This is a genomic window from Geodermatophilus sp. CPCC 205506 (genome assembly GCF_051383635.1).
GTDB lineage: Bacteria > Actinomycetota > Actinomycetes > Mycobacteriales > Geodermatophilaceae > Geodermatophilus.
Genome location: NZ_JALPKP010000007.1, coordinates 99676 through 124523, shown reverse-complemented (window position 1 = coordinate 124523; position 24848 = coordinate 99676). Strand labels below are relative to the sequence as shown.

Sequence of the window (24848 nt, the reverse complement as noted above, 5' to 3'; positions counted from 1 at the left end):
ATCACGATTCCGCTGGTCACCGGGGGCCTACAGGGGAGGACGCACCGTGACACAACCAGACGAGCGCAGGTTGCTGACACCGGAGGAGTACCGCGAGGCCCAGGACTCGCCGGAGTTCACGGAGCTGAAGCGGCGCTTCCGGCGCTTCGCCTTCCCCATGACCGTCGCCTTCCTGAGCTGGTACCTGCTCTACGTCCTGCTCTCGACCTACGCACCGGACCTCATGTCCACCCGGGTCTTCGGCAACGTCAACCTCGGCATCCTCCTGGGGCTGCTGCAGTTCGTGACGACGTTCGTCATCACCCACCTGTACGTCGCGCACGCGAACCGGCAGACCGACCCCATCGCCGACGAGATGCGCGAGCGCCTCGAGCACCACGAGTACGCGCGCGGTGACCGCGGTGACCGCGGCGACGGCCCGACCCTGACCAAGGGCGGCACCCGTGGCTGACGCGATCCTCGCCGCCGACTCGGGCACCATCGGCGAGCCGGCCGTCAACATCTCGATCTTCGCGGTCTTCGTCGCGATCACGCTGGTCATCACGTTCCGGGCCAGCCGCACCAACAAGAGCGCCGCCGACTACTACGCGGCCGGCCGCAACATCAGCGGCACCCAGAACGGGCTCGCGATCGCCGGCGACTACCTGTCCGCGGCCTCGTTCCTCGGCATCGCCGGCGCGATCGCGGTCTTCGGCTACGACGGGTTCCTCTACTCGATCGGCTTCCTCGTCGCCTGGCTGGTGGCGCTGCTGCTGGTCGCCGAGCTGATGCGCAACACCGCGCGCTTCACGATGGCCGACGTCCTGGCCTTCCGGATGCGGCAGGGACCGGTCCGGACGGCGGCGGCGATCTCCACCCTCGCGGTCTCGCTGTTCTACCTGCTGGCGCAGATGTCCGGCGCCGGCGGCCTGGTGACCCTGCTGCTCGGGGTCACCGGCGAGGCGGCGCAGGCGCTGGTCGTCGTCCTCGTGGGCGCGCTCATGATCATCTACGTGCTGGTCGGCGGCATGCGCGGCACCACGTACGTGCAGATCATCAAGGCCTCGCTGCTGATCGCCGGCGCGCTGGTCATGACCCTGTGGGTGCTCGCCCAGTTCGGCTTCAGCCTGTCGGCGCTGCTCGGCGCCTCGGTGGAGAACGCCGTCGAAGGCCGCGACGTCCTCGCCCCCGGCGCGCAGTACGGCGCGACGAGCACGTCCAAGCTGGACTTCGTCTCCCTCGGCCTGGCCCTGGTGCTCGGGACGGCGGGCCTGCCGCACGTGCTCATGCGCTTCTACACGGTGCCCACGGCCAAGGACGCCCGACGCTCGGTCGTGTGGGCGATCTGGCTGATCGGCATCTTCTACCTGTTCAGCCTGGTGATCGGCTACGGGGCGGGTGCGCTCGTCGGCCCAGAGAGGATCCTGGGCGCGCCGGGGGCGGTGAACGCGGCGGCACCGCTGCTGGCGTTCGAGCTCGGTGGCACGGTGCTGCTCGGCATCATCGCCGGCGTCGCGTTCGCCACGATCCTCGCGGTCGTCGCGGGCCTGACCATCACCGCGTCGGCCTCGTTCGCGCACGACGTCTACGCATCGGTGATCAAGAAGGGCAAGGTGGCGCCGAACGGAGAGGTGCGGGTCGCCCGCATCACCGCGATCATCATCGGCGCCATCTCGATCGGGCTGGGGATCCTGGCGCTCCAGGCCGGGCTGAACATCGCCTTCCTGGTGGCGCTGGCGTTCGCCGTCGCCGCGTCGGCGAACCTGCCGACCATCCTCTACACGCTGTTCTGGAAGCGCTTCACCACCCAGGGCGCGCTGTGGTCGATGTACGGCGGGCTGATCGCCTGTATCACCCTGATCATCTTCTCGCCGGTGGTGTCGGGGGCGCCGATCGTCGAGGCGACGGGCAAGAGCACCTCACTGCTCCAGGACGTCGACTTCTCCTGGTTCCCGCTCAGCAACCCGGGCCTGGTGTCCATCCCGCTGTCGTTCTTCCTCGGCTGGCTGGGCACGGTCCTGTCCAAGGAGCGGCCGAACGAGGAGAAGTGGGCCGAGCTCGAGGTGCGGGCGCTCACCGGCATCGGTGCGGAGAAGGCCGTCCAGCACTGAGCAGCCGAGGCGCGCGTCCCCGTGTGGGGCGCGCGCCTCGCGCGTCGCCGTCGGCGGTTTCCGCGGAAACCGCCGGGGCCGGGGCGCTCCGCTGGGCTGCTGCGGAAAGGGTCCGGCTCGATGACGCCGCCGCCCCGCCACCCGGAACGGTGATCGACAGTCGCGGGCTAGGGTCGCCAGGGTGACCGCCCGCATCGTCCTCTTCGGCGCGACCGGCTACACGGGGGGCCGGACGGCGGAGGCGCTCGTGGCCCGCGGTGCGCGGCCGGTGCTCGCCGGCCGCGATCCCGACCGGCTGGCGGGGACGGCCGAGCGGCTCGGCGGCCTGGAGACCGCACGCGCGGACGCCGCCGACCCGGCCTCGGTGCGGGCGCTGCTCGGCGACGGCGACGTCCTGGTCAGCACCGTCGGGCCGTTCCTCCGGCTGGGCTGGCCCGCGGTCGAGGCCGCCGTCGACGCCGGCGCGGTCTACCTGGACTCCACCGGCGAGCCGCCGTTCCTGCGCCGGGTGTTCGAGCGGGCCGGTCCCCGCGCGGCGGTCACCGGCGCGACCCTGGTGCCGGCCTTCGGGCTGGACTACGTCCCCGGCGTGCTCGCCGGCGCGCTGGCGCTGACCGAGGCCGGCGACCGGGCGCACCGCGTCGACGTCGGGTACGCCCTCGACGGCACCTCCGGGCAGGCCTTCTCCCGCGGCACGCTGGTCTCGCTGATGGGGGTGCTGCTCGAGCCCGGCCCCGTGTTCACCGGCGGCCGGCTGGCGCAGGAGGTCGCCGGACGGCGGTTGTGGCGGTTCGAGGCCGCCGGCCGACCCCGCCGCGGGCTGTCGATCGGCGGCTCCGAGCACCTCACCCTGCCCGACCTCGCCCCGACGCTGCAGGAGGTCGGCGTCCACCTGGACTGGTTCGGCGCGCTCACCCCGGTCGCGCACCGGCTGGCCCCGCTGGCGGCCGCCGCGGGCCGGCTGCCGCTGGCCCATCACGGCACGCGGTGGCTGGCCTCGCTGGTGGGCGGCCGGGTTGCCGAGGGGCCGTCGGAGCGCACCCTCGCCGAGGCCAGCACCCGCGCGGTCGCCGAGGTCCGGGACCGGTCGGGCGCCCTGGTCAGCCGGGTGGAGCTGGCCGGACCCGAGCCGTACGGGCTGACCGCCGAGCTGCTGGCCTGGGGTGCCACGCACGCCGCCGAGCACGGGGCGCGGGACGCCGGCGCGCTGGGCCCGGTGCAGGCCTTCGGGCTGGGAGCGCTGACCGCCGGCGCGGCCGAGGCCGGGCTGCACCGCGAGTGAGCGCCGTCGCCTGCGTCGACATCGGCTCCACCTGGACCAAGGCCGCTCTCGTCGGGCTGCCCGCGGGCGAGCTGCTGGCCACCGCGCAGGCGCCGACTGATCCCGAGGACGTCGTCCGCGGGGTGCTCGCCGCGCTCGCCGACCTCCCCGACGCGCCGGTGCTCGCCTGTTCCAGCGCCGGCGGGGGACTGCGGCTGGCGGTGGTCGGCTACGAGGAGCTGATCAGCGCCGAGGCCGGGCACCGCGCCGCGCTGTCGGCCGGGGCGCGGGTGGTGCACGTGGCCGCGGGCCCGCTGGACGACGCCGGGCTGGCGGCGCTGGCCGAGGTCGCGCCGGACGTCGTCCTGCTGGTCGGCGGCACCGACGGCGGAGAGGCCTCGGTGCTGCGGCACAACGCGGTGGCACTGGCCTCTTCGGCGCCGCTGCAGGGACCCAGCGCGAGCGTGCGAGCGCTGGGGGGCAGCGGGGTCCTTCGTGGGTCCGTCCCGGTCGTGCTGGCCGGGAACGCCGCGGTGCGGGACGAGGTGGCCGCCGTGCTGCGGACCGGCGGGCTGCCGGTGACCGAGGCGGACAACGTGCTGCCCGACATCGGCCGGCTGGCCCCCGAGTCGGCGCGGGCGGCGATCCGGGAGGTGTTCCTCCGGCACGTCATCGGCGGCGACCGGCTCTCGACCGACCCGCGGCTGGTCCAGTGGGTGCGCACGGTGACGCCGGACGCCGTGCTGGCGGGGGTGAGCGTGCTCGCGGCCGCCCGGTCGAGGACGGAGGAGCCCGGCGTGGTCGTGCTGGACGTCGGCGGCGCGACCACCGACGTGTACTGCGTGCCCGACCCCGACGCGGAGCAGGCGACCCTGGGCCGCGAGGCGGTCGGCGTGCCCGCGGCGCGGCGCACCGTCGAGGGCGACCTCGGCGTGGCCGCGAGTGCAGAGGTGCTGCGTTCGGCCGCCGCCGCGGAGCAGCTCCCGGTGCCCGGCGACGACCCGCTGGACCTGGGCGTCGCGGCGGCGATCATCGCGCTGCGCCGGCACCTGCGCGCAGAGGCGGCGTACGGGCCCGGCGGGGCCGGTGCGCGCACCTGCGGCCTCGTCGTCCTCTCCGGCGGGGTGTTCCGGCACGCCGGGCCGGTCGCGCTGGAGGAGGCGGTCGCCCGGGTGGCCGCCGACCGCGGCGGAGCCGGCGGCGTGCTGGCCGGCGCGCGCGTCGTCGTCGACCGGCGGTACGTGCTCGCCGCTGCCGGGCTGCTGGCCGGTGAGCACCCCGGTGCCGCGGCCGGGCTGGTCACCACGCTGGAGGCCGCGGACGCGGTCAGCTCGGCGGCCGGGCGATGACCGCGAACTCCGCGCCGAACGGGTCGACGACGGTGGCCATCCGCCCGTAGACGAAGTCCTCGGCGCCCGGGGACGTCCCACCGGCCCCGACCGCCGCGCGCACCGCCGCGTCGGTGTCGGCCACCTCGAACACCGTGCTCCAGGCCGAGGCCGGTGCACCCGGAGCGCCCATGATCCCGCCGACCTCGTGGCCGTCGGGCCGGCGCAGGAAGGTGAAGTCGAAGTCGGGCAGGTCGGGGTTGCCGTCGAGGGTGAAGCCGAACACCCGCGCGTAGAACGCCCGAGCCGGCTCCGGGTCGGGCGTGACCAGGTCGTTGCGGACCAGCGATCCCGGTTCGTTGACCACCTGGCAGCCGACGTGGTCGCGGCCCTGCCACAGCCCGACGCGGGCGCCGACCGGGTCGCGGACCATCGCCATCCGGCCCTGGGTCAGCACGTCGTCCGGTTCCTGGAGCAGCGTGCCGCCGGCCTCGCGCACCAGCGCGGCGGTGGCGTCGCAGTCCGGCGTGGCCAGGTAGACGTCCCACGCCGGGGTGCGCGCGGGGTCGACGAAGACGGCCGCGGCCGGCCGGCCACGCAGCAGGCAGGTCGTGTACGAGCCGTACTCCTCCGGGCCGACGCGGAACTCCCAGCCGAACACCGCGCCGTAGAAGTCCAGCGCCGGCTGCAGGTCGGGCACGGCGAGATCGACCCAGGTCGGCGTCCCGAGGGGCTGGTTGGTGTCGACGTCGGGCACGTGCGTCTCCTCTCGGCGGGGCAACGCCGCGACCCTAGGACCGCCCACCGACAGGAACTCGGCCCGCGAGCGTCCCCGCCCACGTGCCCGACGACGCGGCCGCGGTGTACGAGGCCACCTCACCGGCCGCCATGTCCACCGCCGGGTAGCCCCCGCTGCCCGCGCCGACGCAGGCCACCACCGTGGCCAGGCCCATCCGGCGCTGGAACACGCTCTGCCGCACCTGCCAGCCGACCACGGCGCGGCGCTGCAGCACCGCCTGCTCCCGCACCAGCCAGCCGCTGCGCACGCTGAACGACCGCGGTCCCGCCCGGTGGCCGAGCGCCCGGTACCGGCCGATCCCCATCGGCACGCCGAGCACGGTGAGCACCACCCCGGCGACGAGCACCCACCACCAGCCCAGCGTCGCCGCGGCCAGCCCGCCCAGCGCGGTGACCAGCAGGCCCGTCGCCAGCGCGCGGACCAGCCGCCGGCGCAGGGCCCCCGGTGGGTGCAGCTGCAGCGGGCCAGGGTCCTCGACCAGCCGCGTCAGGAGCGCCCCGGCCTCCGTCCGCGGCCCCAGCGGCAGCAGCTGCCCCCGCCGGTTGGCCTGCCCGAGCCCGGTGACCAGCGCGTTCACCCGGGCCGCCCGCACCCAGCGCATGCCCAGGCCCTCGCTGATCGTGCCGCCGCGGATCCGGTCGACCTCCAGCTCGGTGTGCCGCCGGGTCAGCAGGCCGCGGACGGCGACCAGCGACCCGCCCCGCCGCACCAGCCGGAACCGCCAGTTGACCACCGCCGCGCCGACCACCGCGGCCAGCGCCAGCAGCGGCACCGCGGCCAGCAGGGCCAGGACGAGGAGCTGGGTGTCGGAGAGGTCGGGTCCCTCCACGTCGGGCACCAGGCCGTCGGGCAGCTCGTCGACGAACCGGAACAGCGTGCCGACGGCGGCCAGCGGGACGACGAGGTAGCTGCCGACGAGCGGCGCGTACAGCAGCCAGCGGTTGTCGAAGCGGGCGAACACCTCCTCGGCCGGCTCCTCCCGCGCGGCGTCGTCCACCGGTGCCGCGCCGCGGCGGGCCAGCAGCCACTCCCGCAGCCGGTCGCCCTCGGCCCGCGGGACGCCGTCGACGACCACCTCCTCCTCGTTCACCCCCACCGCGCCCGCGGCGGCGTCCACGCGCACGCGGACCAGCCCGAACAGCCGGTGCAGCGGCGGCGTCTCGACCTCGACACCGCGGATCCGGTCGTTGGGCACGGTGCGCACCGACCGCGCCAGCAGGCCGCGGGTGACCACCATCGCCGTCGGCCCGTCCGCGTAGCTGAACCGCCACCAGCTGAGCGCGGCGGCGAGCAGGGAGAGCGCGGTGATGGTCCCGGCGAGGACGACCACCGTGGTCAGCCCGTCGTCCAGACCGGTGACCGCGACGACCGGGATGAGCACCGGCACCAGCTGGCGGGCCTGCCGGAAGGTGGCGGTGTGCACGAGCACGATCCGCGGCGAGGTCCGCCGCGCGGGTGCCGCGGCCTGGCTCACGTGGCCTCGTCGCGGACGGCCTCGGCGCGGCGGGCGAGGTCGTCGGCGACCCGCGCGGCGACGTCGGCCTCCAGGTGCCAGACCCGCACCGTGCCCTGGCTGGAGGCGGTGAGCACCGCGACGGTGGCCAGGCCGAACAGTTGCTGCAGCACGCCGCGGGTGACGTCGACGGTCTGGATCCGGGAGACCGGCACCAGCGTCCAGGTGCGGGTCAGCCAGCCGGTGAGCGTGTAGACCGCCTCGTCGGTGACCTCCCAGCGGTGCACCCGGTGGCGGAACCACGGCCGGACGCCGATCGCCACGACCGCGTACACCGCGACCAGGGCCGGCAGCAGCCAGCGGAGCACCGGCACCGGGCCGCCGACGGGCACGAAGAGGACGAAGGCCGCCACCAGCGCTCCGGAGAACAGCGCGCCGAGCACCCCCTCGGTCACCCAGAGGCCGATCGCCGCGCGGGACAGCGACCAGGCCGGGTCGCGGACGGGGGCGGCGGGAGAGGCGGTCATCGCCGTCCATCCTGGCAGCCGGACGCGCGGCGGCCGTGTGCATCATGGGGACGTGATGCCGCTGCAGGTCCCGACCGTCTCCGCCGCCGAGCTCCCGGAGGACGCCGTCGTCCTCGACGTCCGGGAGGACGACGAGTGGGTGTACGGCCACATCGACGGCGCCACGCACATCTCGATGGGCGACGTCCCGGCGCGGCTCGACGACATCCCCGAGGCCGACCCGCTCTACGTGATCTGCCGCAGCGGGGGCCGCTCCGCGCGGGTGGCCGCGTGGCTCAACGTGAACGGCTACGACGCGGTGAACGTCGGCGACGGCATGGGCGGGTGGGAGGCGGCCGGCCGGCCCCTGGTGAGCGAGACCGGCCGGCCCCCCTTCGTCCGTTAGGCCGCGCGCGGGGAGTCCGTCAGCTCGGCAGCTCGAAGTCGGCGAACTTCGCGCGGAGGTCCTTCTTCGAGAACTTGCCGACGCTGGTCTTGGGCACCTCGTCGATGAACGTGACGGCGTCGGGCAGCCACCACTTGGCGACCAGCGGCTTGAGGTGCTCGAGCACCTCGTCCTCCGTCATGGACTCGCCCGGCTTGAGGACGACGCAGGCCAGCGGGCGCTCGTCCCACTTCGGGTGCGGGATGCCGACGACGGCGGCCTCCTTCACCTTCGGGTGGCTCATGATCGCGTTCTCGAGGTCCACCGAGCTGATCCACTCACCACCGGACTTGATCAGGTCCTTGGTGCGGTCGGCGATCCGGATCGAGCCGTACTCGTCCATCGCCGCGACGTCGCCGGTGCGCATCCAGCCGTCCGGCGTGGACAGCACCACCCCGGCGTCCGGGTTGTAGTAGTCCTGCGCACACCACGGCCCGCGGACCTGCAGTTCGCCGGTGGCCTCGTCGTCCCACGGCTGCGGCTCGAGGGTCTCGGCGTCGACGATGCGCGCCTCGACGCCGAGGAACGGGATGCCGGCACGGGCGCGCTGGGTGGCCTTGGTGTCCTCGTCGGCGTCCACGAACCGCCGGGGGAGGACGCCGGAGGAGGCGACCGGGTGGGTCTCGGTCATTCCCCAGGCCTGCAGGATCGGCAGGCCCACCTGCTCGCGGTAGGCCTCGCTGAGCGCCCGGGGCACCGCCGAGCCGCCGCAGCCGATCTCGCGCAGCACGTGCGGGCGGCCGGCCAGGTGCGGCAGCACGCCCTGCCAGATCGTCGGGACGCCGGCGGTGAAGGTGACGCCCTCGTCGACGATGAGGTCGGCCAGCGCCTGCGGCTGCATCATCGACCCCGGCATGACCAGCGAGGCGCCGGCGGCGGGCGCGGCCTGTGCGATCCCCCAGGCGTTGGCGTGGAACATCGGCACGACCGGCATCGCGACGTCGCGGATGGCCAGCCCGAAGGCGTTGGGCGCCATCACGCCCATGGTGTGCAGCCAGGTCGAGCGGTGCGAGTAGACGACGCCCTTCGGGTTGCCGGTGGTGCCGCTCGTGTAGCACATCGACGCGGCGGAGTTCTCGTCCTCGACGTGGAACTCGACCGGTTCGGCCTCGGCCAGCAGCGTCTCGTAGTCCAGGATCCGCGGGTCGTCGGGGATCTCGTTGTCCCCGCCGTCGTCCATGACCACCACGTGCCGGACCGTCTTCATCGTGTCGATGAGCGGCCACAGCAGCGGCAGCACGGTGCGGTCGGCGAAGACGACCTCGTCCTCGGCGTGGTTGGCGATGTAGGTCAGCTGCTCGGGGAAGAGCCGGACGTTGAGGGTGTGCAGCACCCGGCCGGTGGACGGCGCGGCGAAGTAGAGCTCCAGGTGCCGCTGGGAGTTCCACGCGAACGTGCCGACCCGGCCGTCGGCGCTGATCCCGAGCGTGTCGAGCACGCCGCCGAGCCTGCGGGTGCGCTGCGCCCACTCCGCGTAGGTGCTGCGCGTGATGCCGCCGGGACCGGCCGTGGCGATCGTCCCGTCGCCGTAGTGCTGCTCGACGTGCCGGAAGATCGCATCGATGGTCAGGGGATAGTCCTGCATCAGCCCACGCATGGGCTCAGATCGTGCCAGTGAGCCTGCTCACGATCCACAGGTGACCACCTGCCTGCCCGAGCGGACGGACCTTCCCCCGTGGTCGCCGGAGCCGCGGTGCAGCGCGGGTCCGGCGACCACGCGGCGGGCCCGGTGGCCGATCACGCCGCCCTCGCCAGGTGATCGCCGTCCTCGCGGTGTGGTCGCCGACCGCGCGACAGACCACTAGGACGGCGGCGCTGCGGCGAGGGTGGCGGTCGTCAACCCAGAACCGGACTGACGTGTCTCACGTCCGCGATTCGGATGAGTCCGTATGGTCCTGGCAACGTCTCTGACCGGAGCGCCCGAGAGGGGACCATGAGCGAGTCAGCTGTTGCAGTACGGTCGATTGGATCGGGCTATGAGGTGTTTGGCGAACAGATTGGTGATGCGTCGACGACACCTCTCGCCGGTCGCTTGATCGCACTCGACACAAATGCCCTGCTGGGCCTCTACCGGGTGCACTGGTCGAGCACCGAGAACATCCTGGCTGCGCTTCGCAAGATCCAGGATCAACTGTTCCTTCCTGCCCAGGTGCAGAGGGAGTTCTGGCTGAACCGGGACAAGGTTCTCCGGGAAGTCATGACCGCCAATCCGACACAAGGCCTCGCTACGGCGGAGACTTCGGTCAAGAAGCTGATTGCAGAGGCCGCCCGGGACATCGACTCCACGGAGCGCGCTGATCTCAGTCGGCTGGTCGATGAGACGTTCACATCCCTGCGGCAGGCGATCGGCGTGCGCTCCGCGGCCAGCCGGGCTCGACGAGCGCTCGCCGACCCGAGTTCTGACGCCGTACTGGCGGCACTGAGCGAGATGTTCGCAGGCCGGACCGGGGCTCCTTTCACGTTGGAGGAGGATGAACGGATTCGACAGCAGGGGCTGAGCCGCTTCGCCCGCAGGCAGCCGCCCGGTTACATGGACGCTGCCAAGGCGGACGGCGGCTTCGGTGACTACTTCCTGTGGGAGCAGTTGGTCGCCGGCGCCAAGACCAGCGGCCGCGCCGTTGTGCTGGTCACCAACGACCTCAAAGAGGACTGGTGGCGCCTGTTGAGCAAGAACGCGCCGATCAGTGCGCGTTTCGAGCTCGTCGACGAGATGCGGAGCCGGGCCGGCGTCGATTTCCGAACGCTGACCCTCGACCAATTGTTGACCGCGTTGGCCAACGACCCGACGTCGGAGCTCGAAGAGAGCGCCATCGATGACAGCGGGGTCGGCGCAGCGGAGGTCGGCGAGACCGAGACTCCCACCGAGACCTGGGAGCCACACGAGTTCGCAGCTGTCGTCGCGCGGCTACGTGAGCTGGGCTATCCCCGTCGTGCTGACGTCATGCTCGCTGCCGCTGAGGTCCCCACTGGGGTGCTCGACCGCTCAGAGGTGCTGTCTCTCCTCGGGTGGTCGCTTGACGCGAAGATGACGGGGTTCACTCGGGCGATTCGCAACGTCCAGCGCGAGCTCGCAGACCGAGCCGTGATCCGTCCGTCGTTGACCTGGGCTCTCAGTGCTGAGTACGACGGCCCCGGCAAGGCGCAGCGATTCGCCGTGCCGCCGGAGATCGCGCGGGCCTCCGTGCACCGTCCTGGACCGCCGGATCACTCCCCACTTACCGCCTGAGCACGACGGGCAGCTCCGCCAGGCCCCGGATCACGAACTCCGGACGCCGCACCGGCTCGCCGCCGAGCTCCAGCCGCGCCGTCCGGTCCAGCAGCGCGCCGAAGGAGGCCTGCAGCTCCACGCGGGCCAGCGGCGCCCCGATGCAGAAGTGGACGCCGGCGCCGAAGGAGATGTGCGGGTTGTCCGTGCGGCCGACGTCGAGCGTCTCCGGGTCGGCGAAGACGGCGGGGTCGTGGTTGGCCGCGCCCAGCAGGGCGGCGATCTTCTGGCCGCGCGGCACGGTCACGCCGGCGATCCCGACGTCCTCGGTGGCGGTCCGCTCGAACAGCTGCAGCGGGGAGTCGAAGCGCATGAGCTCCTCGATCGCCGTCGGCAGCAGCGCCCGGTCGGCGCGCAGCCGGGCCAGCTGGTCGGGGTGCCGGAGCAGGGCCAGCAGTCCGTTGCCGGTGACGTTGACCGTCGCCTCGTGGCCGGCGTTGAGCAGCAGGATGCAGGTGGTGACCAGCTCGTCCTCGGTGAGCCGGTCGCCCTCGGTGTCGCGGACGGTGACCAGGTGGCTGACCAGGTCGTCGCCGAGGTGGCGGCGACGGTCGGCGGCCAGCTCGCGCAGGTAGGCGACGAACTCGCCCGCGGCGCGCTCGGCGGCCTCCTCGACGGCCGTCGTCCGCCCGTACTCGTACATCTTCACGATCGCGTTGGACCACGGCCGCAGCAGCGGACGGTCGACCTGCGGCACGCCCAGGAGCTCGGCGATGACGTCGACCGGCAGCTGCTCGGCCATGCCCGAGAGGACGTCGACCGGCTCTGACCCGCCGGAGCGCTCGACCAGTTCGTCGACCAGCCGGCCGGCCAGCTGCTCCACCCACGGTCGCAGCCGCTCGACGTGCCCGCGGGCGAACGCCGTGCTGATCAGCCGGCGCAGGCGGGCGTGCGACGGCGGCTCCATCTCCAGGATGGCGTTGCGGTGGATGAGGTTGAAGTCCGCGAACCGCTCCGCCGGCTCCTTGTCCCGCCAGATCCGGCCCAGCCGCCGGTCCCGGAGGACGGCGTTGCACTCCGCGTGGGTGAACGCGAGCCACAGGCCCAGGCCCTCGTGCCACTGCACCGGCGCGTGCGCCCGTGCCCGCGCGAACGCCGGGTAGGGGTCGGCGACGACGGCGGGGTCGGTGAGATCGAGCAGGGGGGCGGTGCTGGTCACCACCCGGAGCCTAGTGAGAGGGCCCCTGTCCCCTCCCGCCTCGTCGAGGGCCCCTGTCCCCTCCCGCCTCGTCGAGGGCCCCGTCCTCCTCACCCCTCGCACGCTCGGGGCGAGCCTCTGGACGGGGCCGGAGCCACTGGACGGGGCCGGAGCCTCTGGACGGGGCCGGAGCCTCTGGACGGGGGCCGGAACGGCCGCTCCGTAGGCTCGTGCCATGGCCCGCTCCGCGACACGAAAGCGCTCCGCTGCCCCCGCCGCCGACGGGGACGTCAACCCCAAGGCGCCGTGCCCCTGCGGCTCGGGCCGCCGGTACAAGCACTGCCACGGCTCGGGCTACGCGCCGCCGGTCACCCGGCCGTTCGAGGGCCTGCCCGGCGAGCCGCACTGGGTGGCGCTGCGCGAGCTGGTGCCCGCCGCGACGGTGCCGCTGAGGACGGCCGACGGCCGCGACGTCACCCTCGCCAGCGTGCTGCCCGGTGGCGCCCCCGCCCTGGTCCGGGCGAGCGGGGAGATCATGCTCGGGGTCCAGCTGCAGACCTCCTCCGACGACGTCAGCCGCGACCTCGGGACGGCGCTGGCCGCGGCGCTCGAGGCACCGGCCGGCGCCCCCGTCGACCCGGGCCCGATCGGCGGCGCCGGATCGGCGGGGCCCCGGCTGCAGGAGCTGCTCGACCTCGACGCGCCCTTCGAGGTCACCGTGCACCCGGACTTCGGGTTCTGGCTCGAGGGCACCGACGCCGGACCGGCCGCGCAGGCTGGGCTGGAGCAGGCCAACGCGGCGGTGCTGCCCACCGAGCTGCTGCCCGGGCTCGGTGCCGCCTACTGGGTGCGGCCGGGCGCGGAGCGGGCGCACCTGCGCTGGGTGCGGCCGGAGGCCGAGGAGCGGCTGCTCGACGCGCTGGCCCGACTGCGGGCGGCGGAGCAGATCACCCTCGGCGAGGGCACCCGCTACGCCGGTGCGTTCCGCGCGCACGGCCTCGTCGTCCCGGTGTGGGACCTGCCGGCCGACGCCCCGGCCGCCGACTGGACGGGGCCGGCGTCGGAGTTCCAGTCCCGGCTGGAGCAGGCCCTGGCCGCCACCGAACCGCTGACCCCCGACGAGCGCCGCGCCCGCGCCGGGCTGCTGTCCCGCCAGATCACCCTCCGCTGAGCTCGCCCCGGACTCCCGCACGGGGAGTCCGGGGTCGGTCGGACTTTCCGCGTCGAAAGTCGGTGGGGTGGCCCGGACTTTCCGCGCCGAAAGTCGTGGGAGTCGGCGGCACTCGCGGTCCGCTGTCGTCACCGGACAGCAGCCGCCGGCCCGCCGCGTCGCGACGTAGTGCACTCGAACGGCTGCAGCGTTACGAGACCGTGACGATGACTTGTCGTCCAGGGGTTGACGGGCACCCGTTGTTAACGCTCACACTGTCTCCGCTCGCCACGGGCGGGCCTGCGCCGGGTCGAGCGCGCAGAAGTCTCGAGGAGGAGATCACGTGAGCAAGAGGCTCGGCTTCACCGCCCTCAGTGCCACCCTGGCGCTGACCTTGGCGGCGTGCGGCGGCGAGGGCGCCGGCGGTAGCGGGGGCGCCGGCGGCGGCGACGCGGAGGACCTGACGGTGGGCGTGTCCATGCCGACCCAGACCTCCGAGCGCTGGATCGCCGACGGCGAGAACGTCAAGGAGCAGCTGGAGGGCGAGGGGTACGCCGTCGACCTCCAGTACGCGAACAACGACATCCCCACCCAGTCGCAGCAGATCGACCAGATGATCACCGAGGGTGCCGACATCCTCGTCATCGCGGCGATCGACGGCACGGCCCTGGCCGGTCAGCTGGAGAACGCGGCGTCCAACAACATCCCGGTCATCTCGTACGACCGGCTCATCCGCGACAGCGAGAACGTCGACTTCTACGTCACGTTCGACAACTTCCAGGTCGGCGTCGCGCAGGCCAACGCCCTGCTCACCGGCCTGGGCCTGCAGACCCCGGAAGGGCAGCCCGGCACCGCCACCGGCCCGTTCAACATCGAGCTGTTCGCCGGGTCGCTGGACGACAACAACGCCTTCTTCTTCTTCGACGGCGCCATGTCGGTCCTGCAGCCGCTGATCGACAGCGGCACGCTGGTCGTCAAGTCCGGTCAGACGAGCATCGAGCAGGCCGCGATCCTGCGCTGGGAGCAGGAGACCGCCCAGCGGCGCATGGAGGACCTGCTGACCTCCACGTACAACGACGGCTCCCGGGTCGACGGTGTCCTGTCGCCCTATGACGGCATCTCCCGCGGCATCATCACCGCGCTGCAGAACGCCGGCTACGGCCCGACGCTCGACGCCGCCAACCCGATGCCGCCCGTCACCGGTCAGGACGCCGAGATCGCCTCGGTCAAGCTCATCCGCGACGGTGTCCAGAGCTCCACGATCTTCAAGGACACCCGTCTGCTGGCCGAGCAGGCCGTCGTCGCCGCCACGGCGTTCGCCGAGGGCAACGAGCCCGAGGCCAACGACACCGAGACGTACGACAACGGCGTCAAGGTCGTCCCGTCCTACCTGCTTCCCGTCGAGACGGTGTTCGCGGACGACATCCAGTCCGTGCTGATCGACACGGAGTACTGGACCGAGGAAGAGGTCGCCAGCGGCCAGGCCGACTGACCTCTCCCCTGAGCCCGGCCGGGCTCGGCAGCGACGCTGCCGGGCCCGGCCGGTACCACCGGGGTCGTTCCCCGTTCGGCGCGCCGCAACGCCGGAGGACGACGATCCTGACAGCACAGCTCCACACCGCAGCGCTCGAGACGAGGACGACGAGGTCCATGGCCGATCACATCCTGGAGATGCGCTCCATCACCAAGACCTTCCCCGGCGTCAAGGCGCTGGAGAACGTCACCCTGGCCGTGGAGCGTGGCGAGATCCACGCCATCTGCGGCGAGAACGGCGCCGGCAAGTCGACCCTGATGAAGGTCCTCTCGGGGGTGTACCCCTCCGGCAGCTACGACGGCGAGATCGTCCTCGACGGTCAGCCGGTCCGCTTCAACGGCATCCGCGACAGCGAGCACGTCGGGATCGTGATCATCCACCAGGAGCTCGCCCTGGTGCCCTATCTCTCGATCGCCGAGAACATCTTCCTCGGCAACGAGCGCAAGGGGCGCGGTGGCCTCATCGACTGGAACAAGGCCAATGCCGAGGCCGCCCGGCTGCTGCACTCGGTGGGGCTGGACGAGAACCCGGTCATCCCGGTCGGCCAGCTCGGCGTCGGCAAGCAGCAGCTGGTGGAGATCGCCAAGGCGCTCTCCAAGGACGTGCGGCTGCTGATCCTCGACGAGCCGACCGCCGCGCTCAACGACAACGACTCGGCGCACCTGCTCGATCTGCTGCGCAAGCTCCGGGAGCGCGGCATCACCTGCATCATGATCTCGCACAAGCTCGGCGAGATCACGGCCGTCTCCGACAACGTGACGGTCATCCGCGACGGCAAGACGGTCGAGACGCTGAGCCTGCATGCCGGCGAGGTGACCCAGGAGCGGATCATCCGCGGGATGGTCGGCCGCGACCTGGAGAGCTACTACCCGGAGCGGGAGTCGCACCCCGGCGAGGAGGTGCTGCGGGTCGAGGACTGGTCGGTCTGGCACCCGACCCAGGAGCGGAAGATCGTCGACGGGGCGAGCTTCACCGTCCGGGCCGGGGAGGTCGTCGGCATCGCCGGCCTCATGGGCGCCGGGCGCACCGAGCTGGCGATGAGCATCTTCGGGCGGGCCTACGGCCGCAACATCACCGGCCGGATGTTCGTGCACGGCAAGGAGGTCCGGCCCAAGAACGTCGCCGAGGCGATCGACGCCGGGATCGCCTACGCCACCGAGGACCGCAAGCACTACGGCCTCAACCTCATCGAGGACATCCGGCGCAACGTCTCCGCCGCCGCCCTGAACAAGCTCGCCACCAGGGGCTTCGTCAACGGCAACGAGGAGATCAAGGTCGCCGAGGGCTACCGCAAGAGCATGAACGTCCGGGCCCCGAGCGTCGCCTCGGTCGTCGGCAAGCTCTCGGGCGGCAACCAGCAGAAGGTCGTGCTGTCCAAGTGGCTGTACACCGACCCCGAGGTGCTCATCCTCGACGAGCCCACCCGCGGCATCGACGTGGGTGCGAAGTACGAGATCTACACGATCATCAACCGCCTGGTCGCATCCGGTAAGGCGGTGCTGGTCATCTCCTCCGAGCTGCCCGAGCTGCTGGGGGTCTGCGACCGCATCTACACCCTGTCCGCGGGCCGGATCACCGGTGAACTGCCCGTCGGTCAGGCGACCCAGGAGAACCTGATGGAGCTCATGACCAAGGAGAAGGAGCTGGCGGCATGACCAGGACCGTGCCCCCCTCGTCGGAGCCGGAGGCCCAGACCTCGACGGGGCCCAAGGACGTCGCGCCCGCTGTCGCCCTGCACGCCGGCACCAGCGACGTCCGCGCCCTGCTGACGAGCAACCTGCGGCAGAGCGGCATCTACGTCGCCTTCGTGGTGATCGTGGCGCTGTTCGCGATCCTGACCGGGGGCACGTCGCTGTCCCCCGGCAACGTCACGAACATCGTCCTCCAGTACTCCTACATCCTGATCCTGGCCATCGGCATGGTCATCGTGATCATCGCCGGCCACATCGATCTGTCGGTCGGCTCGGTGGTCGCGCTCACCGGCGCGACGTCCGCCGTCCTGGTCATCCGCCAGGGCATGCCGTGGTGGGCCGGGGCGCTCGCGGCGATCGCCGTCGGCCTCGCGATCGGCGCGTGGCAGGGCTTCTGGGTGGCCTACGTCGGCATCCCCGCGTTCATCGTGACCCTCGCCGGCATGCTGCTGTTCCGCGGGCTCACGCTGCAGGTGCTCGACAACATCTCGCTCTCGCCGTTCACGTCGGAGTACAGCCGGATCGCCAGCGGCTTCCTCAACGGGCTCCTCGGCGGCAACGGCTACGACGCGTTCACCCTGCTCATCGGGGGCGTCGCCGTCGCCGGCTACGCCTACAGCCAGTTCCGCACCCGGCTGGCCCGGATCAAGTACCAGCAGCCGGTCGAGTCCTTCCCGCTGTTCGTGGCGAAGATCGTCCTGGTCGGCGCGGTGGTCATGTGGTTCGCCTGGCAGCTGGCGCACGCCCGTGGCCTGCCGATCGTGCTGATCATCCTCGCCGTGCTGATCATCGCCTACGGCGTCATCACCAACCGGACCGTGTTCGGCCGCCAGGTGTACGCGATCGGCGGCAACCTCGCCGCCGCGACCCTGTCGGGCGTGAAGGTCCGGGCGGTCAACTTCTGGATCTTCGTCAACATGGGCTTCCTGGCCGCGGTCGCCGGCGTCGTCTTCTCGTCGCGGTCCAACGGCGCCCAGCCGGGCGCGGGCAACATGTTCGAGCTCGACGCCATCGCCGCCTGCTTCATCGGTGGCGCGGCCGTCACCGGCGGTGTGGGCACCGTCGTCGGCGCCATGGTCGGCGGTCTGATCATGGCCGTCATGAGCAACGGCATGCAGCTCATGGGCATCGACCAGTCCATCCAGTCGGTGGTCAAGGGCCTCGTGCTGCTGCTCGCGGTCGCCTTCGACGTCTACAACAAGCGGCGGGCCGGCAGCTCCCGCTGAGCCGTCGGGCGGCCCCGCGGCATGCCGCGGGGCCGCCCCCGACACCACCGGACCGGTGGCACCCGACGAGGGGAGTGGGAACGGTGGAGCCCGACGGGGCGTCCCGCGCGCTGGTCATGTCCGACGTCGCCGCCCGCGCCGGTGTCTCGCACCAGACCGTCTCGCGGGTCATCAACGGCCACCGCAACGTCGCTCCGCAGACCCGCGAGCGCGTGGAGCGGGCCATCCGCGAGTTGGGGTACCGGCCCAACACCGCGGCGCGGGCGCTGGTCACCGGATCGACCCGCACGATCGGCTTCGTCACGGTCAACATCAACCAGTACGGCCCGGCGCAGACGCTGGTCGGTCTGGAGCAGGCCGCCCGCACGGCCGGCTACTCGTTGAGCGTCACCGTGCTCGACGAGGCGACGGCGGGGGCCATGCGCGAGGCCCTCGACCGCTTCGTCGCCCAGTCGGTGGACGCCGTGGTCGCGCTGGGCACCTACGACGACGCCGCCGAGGCGCTGCACGGGCTGGACGCCCCCGTGCCGCTGGTCGCGGTGCAGAGCGGGGGGTCCAAGGAGTGGCCGGCCGTCGGCGTGGACCAGGTGGCCGGCGCGCGGCAGGCCACCCGGCACCTGCTCGAGCTCGGTCACCGCACCGTCCACCACGTCACCGGGCCGGCCGACTCGCAGGAGGCGCGGGACCGCATCGAGGGCTGGCGCACCGAGCTGACCATGGCCGGGGCCCCGGTGCCGGACCACCTGGGCGGCGACTGGACGCCGTCGTCGGGGTACGTGGCCGGCAAGCGGCTGGCCGGCCGGGTGCGGGACGGCGAGGCGATCAGCGCGGTCTTCCTGGCCAACGACCAGATGGCGCTCGGTCTGCTCGCGGCGTTCCACGAGGAGGGGCTCGACGCGCCCCGCGACATCAGCGTGGTCGGCTTCGACGACCTGCCCGAGTCGCCGTACTTCACCCCGCCGCTGACCACCGTACGGCAGGACTTCGCCGAGCTGGGCCGGCGTGGTGTCGAGCTGGTCCTGGCCCGGCTGCGGGGTGAGGAGCTGCACCCCGACCCGGTGCCGGCCGAGCTGCTGATCCGGTCGAGCACCGGGTCGGTACCGGGCCGCGCGGTGTGACGTCCGTCCGTGTTAGCGCTAACATGCCCGTTGCCGGACGTCGCCCGCGACGGCGAGGTACGGGGACCGGCGGTGCTTCGCTCACCACCGGGAACCAGGGAACCGAGCTCACCACTCTGTGGCGAAGGGGTCGCGAGAGATGACGATGGATGTCGGCGGGGCGATCACCGGAGGCCGCACGGCCCTGGGGATCGAGCTGGGATCGACGCGGATCAAGGCAGTGCTCGTCGGTCCGGACCACGCTCCGCTCGCGGTCGGCAGCCACGACTGGGAGAACCAGTTCGTCGAGCGGCGGTGGACGTACTCGCTGGAGGCCGTCTGGGCAGGGGTGCAGCAGAGTGTCGCGGCTCTGACGGACGACGTACGGCGACGCCACGGGGTCGAGCTGGCAGGAGTCGGCGCGCTCGGCGTGTCGGCGATGATGCACGGCTACCTGGCGTTCGACGCCGACGGTGAGCTGCTCACGCCGTTCCGCACCTGGCGGAACACGAACACGGGCCCCTCGGCAGAGCGGCTCAGCGCGGAGTTCGGTGTCAACATCCCGCACCGGTGGAGCGTCGCGCACCTCTACCAGGCGATCCTGGACCGCGAGGACCACGTCGCTTCGCTCGATCACCTGACGACCCTGGCCGGCTACGTGCACTGGCAGCTGACCGGCGAGAAGGTGCTCGGCATCGGCGATGCCAGCGGCATGTTCCCCGTCGATGCCGGCACCGGCGGTTACCACGGCACGATGTTGGCCCGGTTCGACCAGCTGGCTGCGGAGGCCGGGGTCGAGCTGAGCCTCGTCGGCCTGCTGCCCAGGATCGCGTCCGCCGGCCAGCCGGCCGGCGAGCTCACCGAGGCGGGCGCGAAGCTGCTCGACCCGACCGGGCGGCTGCGTCCCCGCGTCCCGCTCTGCCCACCCGAGGGTGACGCGGGCACGGGGATGGTCGCCACCAACTCGGTCGCGCCGCGCACCGGCAACGTCTCCGCGGGAACGAGCATCTTCGCCATGGTCGTGCTCGAGCGCGAACTCACCCGGATGCACCGCGAACTCGATCTCGTGACCACGCCGGCCGGCGACCCGGTGGCCATGGTGCACTGCAACAACGGGGCCAGTGAGCTGAACGCCTGGGTCGGTCTGTTCACCGAGTTCGCCCGGGCGCTGGGTGCCGAGGCGGACTCGTCGGCGATCTTCGAGGTCCTGTTCTCCGCCGCGCTCGACGGTGCCGCCGACGGCGGCGGGATGCTGGCCTACAACTATCTCTCCGGGGAGCCGATCACCGACTTCGAGGAGGGGCGGCCGCTGTTCGTGCGGTCCCCCGACAGCCGGTTCGACCTCGGCACCTTCATGCGGACGCACCTGTTCGCGTCCCTCGCCACGCTGCGGATCGGCATGGACGTCCTGCAGAAGACCGAGGGCGTGCGGCTCGACCGGATGTTCGCGCACGGCGGCCTGTTCCGGACCAAGGGCGTGGCGCAACGCTTCCTCGCCGCCGCGATCGACACCCCGGTGTCCGTCGGGGACGTCGCTGCCGAGGGTGGCGCCTGGGGGATCGCCGTCCTGGCCGCTTTCGCCACCGCCCGCACGCCGGGACAGACCCTGGCCGACTACCTGGACACGACGGTCTTCACCGGCACCAGCCTGCATACCGCTCGGCCGGAGCCGGCCGACGTCGCCGGCTTCGACGCGTTCATGCAGCGGTACGTCGCCGGGCTCCCGGTCGAGCGAGCCGCCGTGACATGCGTGTGAGTCCCTGTCAGTGAGCACTGCGGCCGCGGGTACGAGCGCGCGCACCCCGTACGCCGACGCCGAGACCACGTCCGCAGCACGTCCCGAGGAGCAGCCGGTATGACCACCACCCGATCCCGCACCGAGCGGGGCACGCACCGGGCGCAGCGCGAGCACGTGGCCGCGCTGCACGCCTACCTGACCCGCTACGCGCTGGTGACCTGGACGTCGGGCAACGTCTCCGAGCGGGTGCCGGGCGAGGACCTGTTCGTCATCAAGGGCAGCGGGGTCGAGTACGACGAGCTGACCTGGGAGGGGATCACGGTCTGCGACCTCGACGGCAACGCCGTCGACGGCGTGAAGAAGCCCTCCAGCGACACCGACGCGCACGCCTACGTCTACCGGCACATGCCCGAGGTGAACGGGCAGGTGCACACGCACAGCCCGTACGCCACGGCCTGGGCGGCGCGCGCCGAGGAGATCCCCTGCGTGCTCACCGCGATGGCCGACGAGTTCGGCGGCCCCATCCCGATCGGCCCGTTCGCCCTCATCGGCGACGACTCCATCGGCCAGGGCATCGTGGCCACGCTCCGCGGCTCCCGGTCGCCGGCGGTCCTCATGCAGAACCACGGCGTCTTCACGATCGGGCCGTCGGGGAAGGCCGCCGTCAAGGCGGCGGTCATGACCGAGGACGTCGCCCGGACGGTGCACTTCTCCCGCCAGCTCGGCCAGCCGCTGCCCATCGACCGGACCGACATCGACTCCTTGTACGCGCGCTACCAGAACGTCTACGGACAGTGAGGAAGGCTTGATGCGCACGGACCCGTTCACCGGGCACGAGCTGTGGTTCCTGACCGGCAGCCAGGGGCTGTACGGCGAGGAGACGCTCCAGCAGGTCGCCTCGCAGTCCCAGCAGGTGGCCGCGGCGCTCGACCAGGCCGGTGAGGTCCCGATCCGGGTGGTCTGGAAGCCGGTGCTCACCGACGCCGGCGCGATCCGCCGGGCGATGGGCGAGGCCAACGAGGACCCGGCGTGCGTCGGCGTCATCACCTGGATGCACACCTTCTCCCCGGCGAAGATGTGGATCAGCGGCCTGGACGCGCTGCGCAAGCCGCTGCTGCACCTGCACACCCAGGCCGACGCCGCCCTGCCGTGGGCGACGATCGACATGGACTTCATGAACCTCAACCAGGCCGCCCACGGCGACCGGGAGTACGGGTTCATCCTGACCCGGCTGCGCATGCCGCGGACGACGGTCGCCGGGCACGTGGACAGCCCGCGGGTGCGGGCGCGGGTCGGCTCCTGGGCGCGGGCCGCCGCCGCGGCCGCCGCCGTCCGGTCGCTCAGGCTGGCCCGGTTCGGCGACAACATGCGCAACGTCGCGGTGACCGAGGGCGACAAGGTGGAGGCCGAGATCCGGTTCGGCGTCTCGGTGAACACCTGGGGCGTCAACGACCTGGTCGCCGTGGTCGACGCCGTCGAGGACTCCGCCGTCGACGCGCTGGTCGCCGAGTACGGCGACCTCTACGAGTTCGCCTCCGACGCCGGCCCCGGCGGGCCGAAGCACGAGGCGGTGCGGTACCAGGCCCGCATCGAGGCCGCGCTGCGCACCTTCCTGGAGGACGGCGGCTTCGGCGCCTTCACCACCAACTTCGAGGACCTCGGCGGGCTGCGCCAGCTCCCGGGCCTCGCCGTCCAGCGGCTCATGGCCGACGGCTACGGCTTCGGCGGTGAGGGCGACTGGAAGACCGCGGTGCTGCTGCACACGCTCAAGGTCGCCGCCGCCGGGCTGCCCGGGGGCACCTCCTTCATGGAGGACTACACCTACGACCTGGCCGCGGACACCCCGGCCATCCTCGGCGCGCACATGCTCGAGGTCTGCCCGACCATCGCCGGCGACAAGCCGCAGGTGGAGGTGCACCCGCTGTCGATCGGCGGCCGCGAGGACCCGGCGCGGCTGGTGTTCACCGCTGCTCCGGGCGAGGGCGTCGTGGTGGGCTGGTGCGACCTCGGCGACCGGTTCCGCTGGGTGGCCAACGAGATCGACGTCGTCGAGCCCGCCGAGCCGCTGCCGAACCTGCCGGTGGCCCGCGCGGTGTGGCAGCCGCGGCCGGACTTCGAGACGTCGGCCGAGGGCTGGCTCACCGCGGGTGGCCCGCACCACACGGTGCTGTCGACGGCGATCGGCGCCGAGGAGCTCACCGACCTCGCCGAGGTGTTCTCGACCGAACTGGTCCTCATCGACGCCGACACCACCCGCCGGTCGCTGGCCAAGGAGCTGCGCTGGAGCGCCGCTTACCACCGCCTCGCCCAGGGCCTGTAGCCCCCTGACCGGCGGTTTCCGCGGAAATCGACGCCCACCCCGCGTCGGTTTCCGCGGAAACCGTCAGAGGGGGTCGCGGCGGACGGGGCAGGACATGCACCTCGGGCCGCCCCGGCCGCTGCCCAGCTCGGACCCGGCGATCCGCACGACCTCGATCCCGGCCGCCTCCAGCGCGGCGTTGGTGACGGTGTTCCGCTCGTAGGCCACCGTCAGCCGCGGCGCGAGGGCCAGGGTGTTGTTGCCGTCGTCCCACTGCTCGCGCTCGGCGGTGACCGGGTCCAGGCCGGTGTCGATCACCCGCAGCCGGTCGATGCCCATCGCGGCGGCCGCGGCCTCGAGGAACGGGGCGGGTCCGCGCACGGTCAGGTCGGTGGTGTCGTCGTGCCGTTCGCTCGCCCCACCCACCCCGGCGGTGACCGTCCAGGCGACCAGCGAGTCCGCGACCGCCGGGTACATGACCAGGGCGTCGGCGTCGACCATCGTGGCGATCGTGTCCAGGTGCATCGTGGCCCGCCGCTGGGCGATGGGGACGACGAGCACCGTGTGCGCCAGGCCGCGGGCGAACACCCGCCGTGCCAGCCGCTCCGCCCCGCCGGGCGTCGTCCGCTCGCCCACCCCGACGGCCACGACGCCGGGCGCGAGCAGCAGCACGTCCCCGCCCTCGAGGTGCTCCAGCGAGGCGTCGTAGAGCTGCCCGGCGGCCGCGAAGCGCGGGTGGTGGGTGTAGACGGCGGCGGTGATGGTGCTCTCCCGGTGCCGGGCCGGCATGGCCAGCGAGGTGACCGCGACCTGGTCGCCCACCCACACCGACGAGTCCCGGGTGAACAGCAGGTTCGGCAGCGGCCGGACGACGAAGTCGCCGCGGTCCATCAGCTCGAAGGACAGGCCGCGGCCGCCGGGCAGCTCGTCGTGGGCGAGCCCGGCGATGAGCGCGCCGGCCAGGTCCTCGGGGGCGAGGCCGGCCAGGTGCGCGGCGGCCGCCCGCTTCAGCGTGGCGCCCAGCCGCGGGTCGTCCACGGCCGCGGCGATCAGCTCGGTCCGGGCCGCAGGGACGGCGAGCACCTCGGCGAGCAGCCGGTCCAGGTGGAGCACCTCGACGCCGCGGGCGGTCAGCTCGGCGGCGAAGGCGTCGTGCTCGTCCTGCGCGCGCCGCACCCACGGGACGCCGTCGAAGAGCAGCTGGTCGTTGTTGCGCGGCGTCAGCCGGCGCAGCTCGGCGCCGGGACGGTGCAGCAGCACGGTGCGCAGCCGGCCGACCTCGCTGGTGGCTCCGAGGGGGGCGGGGTCCATGCCGGAAGGCTGGCACAGCGCGCCTCCCGCCGGTCGCTCATGCCGACCCGCGCACCTCGTCGCCGTGCACGCTGATCGCGTAGATGACCACGACGTCGAAGGCGATCACGATGGTCGACCACCACGGGTACGCCCGGAGGAACGCCAGGTTGACCAGGATGCTGAGGACGGCGATGGCGATGCCGGCCACGCGGGCGACCGTGTTGCCGCGCTGCAGGCCCCAGGCGGTGACCATCGCGACGACGCCCAGGACGAGGTGCACCCAACCCCAGACCGCGTAGTCCGAGTCGACGATCAGGTCGCTGGCGCCCACCTGGTAGAAGTCGTCGTTCAGCAGCGCGGTCAGGCCCTGCATCACGGCGAACAGGCCGCTCACGGTCAGCAGCACCGCCGCGAAGACGATCCACGCCGCCCAGCCCGTCGGGCGGTCGGAGGGGCCACCGTAGACGCCGATCCGGGCCTGCGCCTGCCAGTTGGCTTCCTGGTGGGGCTGCGAGGTCTCGTTCATCGCGTTCCT

General features: G+C 72.7%; 21 protein-coding genes. 14 read left to right on the top strand and 7 right to left on the bottom strand.

Going from position 1 to position 24848, the window contains the following annotated elements; all coding sequences use genetic code 11:
• Positions 1 to 46 precede the first annotated feature (46 nt).
• The 4 genes from MY520_RS06145 (at position 47) to MY520_RS06130 (ending at position 4700) form a co-directional block, all read left to right on the top strand.
• Positions 47 to 451, top strand: coding sequence for a DUF485 domain-containing protein (locus MY520_RS06145; RefSeq protein WP_436691133.1), 405 nt, complete (start codon positions 47 to 49; stop codon positions 449 to 451).
• Positions 444 to 2090 (top strand): solute symporter family protein, encoded by a 1647-nt coding sequence (locus MY520_RS06140; RefSeq protein ID WP_436691131.1) that lies wholly within the window; start codon positions 444 to 446, stop codon positions 2088 to 2090. The genes MY520_RS06145 and MY520_RS06140 overlap by 8 nt, the downstream gene beginning before the upstream one ends.
• Positions 2091 to 2271: 181 nt before the next feature.
• Positions 2272 to 3372 carry a saccharopine dehydrogenase family protein gene (locus MY520_RS06135; RefSeq protein ID WP_436691129.1) on the top strand — a complete coding sequence of 367 codons (1101 nt, stop codon included), beginning with the start codon at positions 2272 to 2274 and terminating at the stop codon, positions 3370 to 3372.
• A complete protein-coding gene (locus MY520_RS06130) occupies positions 3369 to 4700 on the top strand; it encodes a glutamate mutase L (RefSeq protein ID WP_436691127.1) in 1332 nt (443 codons plus the stop codon). The genes MY520_RS06135 and MY520_RS06130 overlap by 4 nt, the downstream gene beginning before the upstream one ends.
• On the opposite strand, the gene MY520_RS06125 is transcribed toward MY520_RS06130, so the two are convergent.
• From MY520_RS06125 to MY520_RS06115, 3 genes are read right to left on the bottom strand one after another with little or no spacing between them, the layout of a single operon-like run.
• Complete coding sequence (locus MY520_RS06125) at positions 4678 to 5436, bottom strand: VOC family protein (protein ID WP_436691125.1); 759 nt, start codon at positions 5434 to 5436, stop codon at positions 4678 to 4680. The genes MY520_RS06130 and MY520_RS06125 overlap by 23 nt on opposite strands.
• 34 nt (positions 5437 to 5470) lie before the next feature.
• Positions 5471 to 6952, bottom strand: a complete 1482-nt coding sequence (locus MY520_RS06120; protein WP_436691123.1) for a PH domain-containing protein — start codon at positions 6950 to 6952, stop codon at positions 5471 to 5473.
• The gene (locus MY520_RS06115; RefSeq protein WP_436691121.1) at positions 6949 to 7458 is read right to left on the bottom strand and encodes a PH domain-containing protein; all 510 of its coding nucleotides are present in this window, start codon (positions 7456 to 7458) and stop codon (positions 6949 to 6951) included. Before MY520_RS06115 ends, MY520_RS06120 begins: the two co-directional genes overlap by 4 nt.
• Before the next feature lie 55 nt (positions 7459 to 7513).
• Between MY520_RS06115 and MY520_RS06110 the strand changes: the two genes are divergently transcribed.
• Positions 7514 to 7843 (top strand): rhodanese-like domain-containing protein, encoded by a 330-nt coding sequence (locus MY520_RS06110; protein ID WP_436691199.1) that lies wholly within the window; start codon positions 7514 to 7516, stop codon positions 7841 to 7843.
• 19 nt (positions 7844 to 7862) lie between these two features.
• On the opposite strand, the gene MY520_RS06105 is transcribed toward MY520_RS06110, so the two are convergent.
• Positions 7863 to 9479 carry a long-chain fatty acid--CoA ligase gene (locus MY520_RS06105; protein WP_436691119.1) on the bottom strand — a complete coding sequence of 539 codons (1617 nt, stop codon included), beginning with the start codon at positions 9477 to 9479 and terminating at the stop codon, positions 7863 to 7865.
• Positions 9480 to 9815: 336 nt separating this feature from the next.
• On the opposite strand from MY520_RS06105, the gene MY520_RS06100 reads away from it, so the two are divergent.
• Positions 9816 to 11108: a PIN-like domain-containing protein gene (locus tag MY520_RS06100; protein ID WP_436691117.1), complete on the top strand. Its 1293-nt coding sequence runs from the start codon at positions 9816 to 9818 to the stop codon at positions 11106 to 11108.
• Here MY520_RS06100 and MY520_RS06095 read toward each other — a convergent pair.
• Positions 11098 to 12306: a cytochrome P450 gene (locus MY520_RS06095; protein ID WP_436691115.1), complete on the bottom strand. Its 1209-nt coding sequence runs from the start codon at positions 12304 to 12306 to the stop codon at positions 11098 to 11100. The genes MY520_RS06100 and MY520_RS06095 overlap by 11 nt on opposite strands.
• 214 nt (positions 12307 to 12520) lie before the next feature.
• Between MY520_RS06095 and MY520_RS06090 the strand changes: the two genes are divergently transcribed.
• The 8 genes from MY520_RS06090 (at position 12521) to araA (ending at position 23041) form a co-directional block, all read left to right on the top strand.
• Entirely contained in the window at positions 12521 to 13456 is a 936-nt protein-coding gene (locus MY520_RS06090; protein ID WP_436691114.1) for a DUF5926 family protein, read from the top strand.
• Between the two features lie 322 nt (positions 13457 to 13778).
• Positions 13779 to 14927: a multiple monosaccharide ABC transporter substrate-binding protein gene (gene chvE / locus MY520_RS06085; protein ID WP_436691112.1), complete on the top strand. Its 1149-nt coding sequence runs from the start codon at positions 13779 to 13781 to the stop codon at positions 14925 to 14927.
• Between the two features lie 158 nt (positions 14928 to 15085).
• Positions 15086 to 16624, top strand: coding sequence for a multiple monosaccharide ABC transporter ATP-binding protein (gene mmsA, locus MY520_RS06080; RefSeq protein ID WP_436691110.1), 1539 nt, complete (start codon positions 15086 to 15088; stop codon positions 16622 to 16624).
• The gene (gene mmsB, locus MY520_RS06075) at positions 16621 to 17886 is read left to right on the top strand and encodes a multiple monosaccharide ABC transporter permease (protein ID WP_436691108.1); all 1266 of its coding nucleotides are present in this window, start codon (positions 16621 to 16623) and stop codon (positions 17884 to 17886) included. Before mmsA ends, mmsB begins: the two co-directional genes overlap by 4 nt.
• 83 nt (positions 17887 to 17969) lie before the next feature.
• The gene (locus tag MY520_RS06070) at positions 17970 to 19004 is read left to right on the top strand and encodes a LacI family DNA-binding transcriptional regulator (protein ID WP_436691106.1); all 1035 of its coding nucleotides are present in this window, start codon (positions 17970 to 17972) and stop codon (positions 19002 to 19004) included.
• A gap of 139 nt (positions 19005 to 19143) precedes the next feature.
• A complete protein-coding gene (locus MY520_RS06065; protein WP_436691104.1) occupies positions 19144 to 20739 on the top strand; it encodes a xylulokinase in 1596 nt (531 codons plus the stop codon).
• A gap of 99 nt (positions 20740 to 20838) precedes the next feature.
• The gene (locus MY520_RS06060) at positions 20839 to 21519 is read left to right on the top strand and encodes an L-ribulose-5-phosphate 4-epimerase (protein WP_436691102.1); all 681 of its coding nucleotides are present in this window, start codon (positions 20839 to 20841) and stop codon (positions 21517 to 21519) included.
• 10 nt (positions 21520 to 21529) lie between these two features.
• Positions 21530 to 23041 (top strand): L-arabinose isomerase, encoded by a 1512-nt coding sequence (gene araA / locus MY520_RS06055; protein ID WP_436691100.1) that lies wholly within the window; start codon positions 21530 to 21532, stop codon positions 23039 to 23041.
• A gap of 63 nt (positions 23042 to 23104) precedes the next feature.
• On the opposite strand, the gene MY520_RS06050 is transcribed toward araA, so the two are convergent.
• Positions 23105 to 24331, bottom strand: coding sequence for an arginine deiminase (locus tag MY520_RS06050; RefSeq protein ID WP_436691098.1), 1227 nt, complete (start codon positions 24329 to 24331; stop codon positions 23105 to 23107).
• Between the two features lie 37 nt (positions 24332 to 24368).
• Positions 24369 to 24839 carry a DUF7144 family membrane protein gene (locus MY520_RS06045; RefSeq protein ID WP_436691096.1) on the bottom strand — a complete coding sequence of 157 codons (471 nt, stop codon included), beginning with the start codon at positions 24837 to 24839 and terminating at the stop codon, positions 24369 to 24371.
• Between the last annotated feature and the right edge of the window lie 9 nt (positions 24840 to 24848).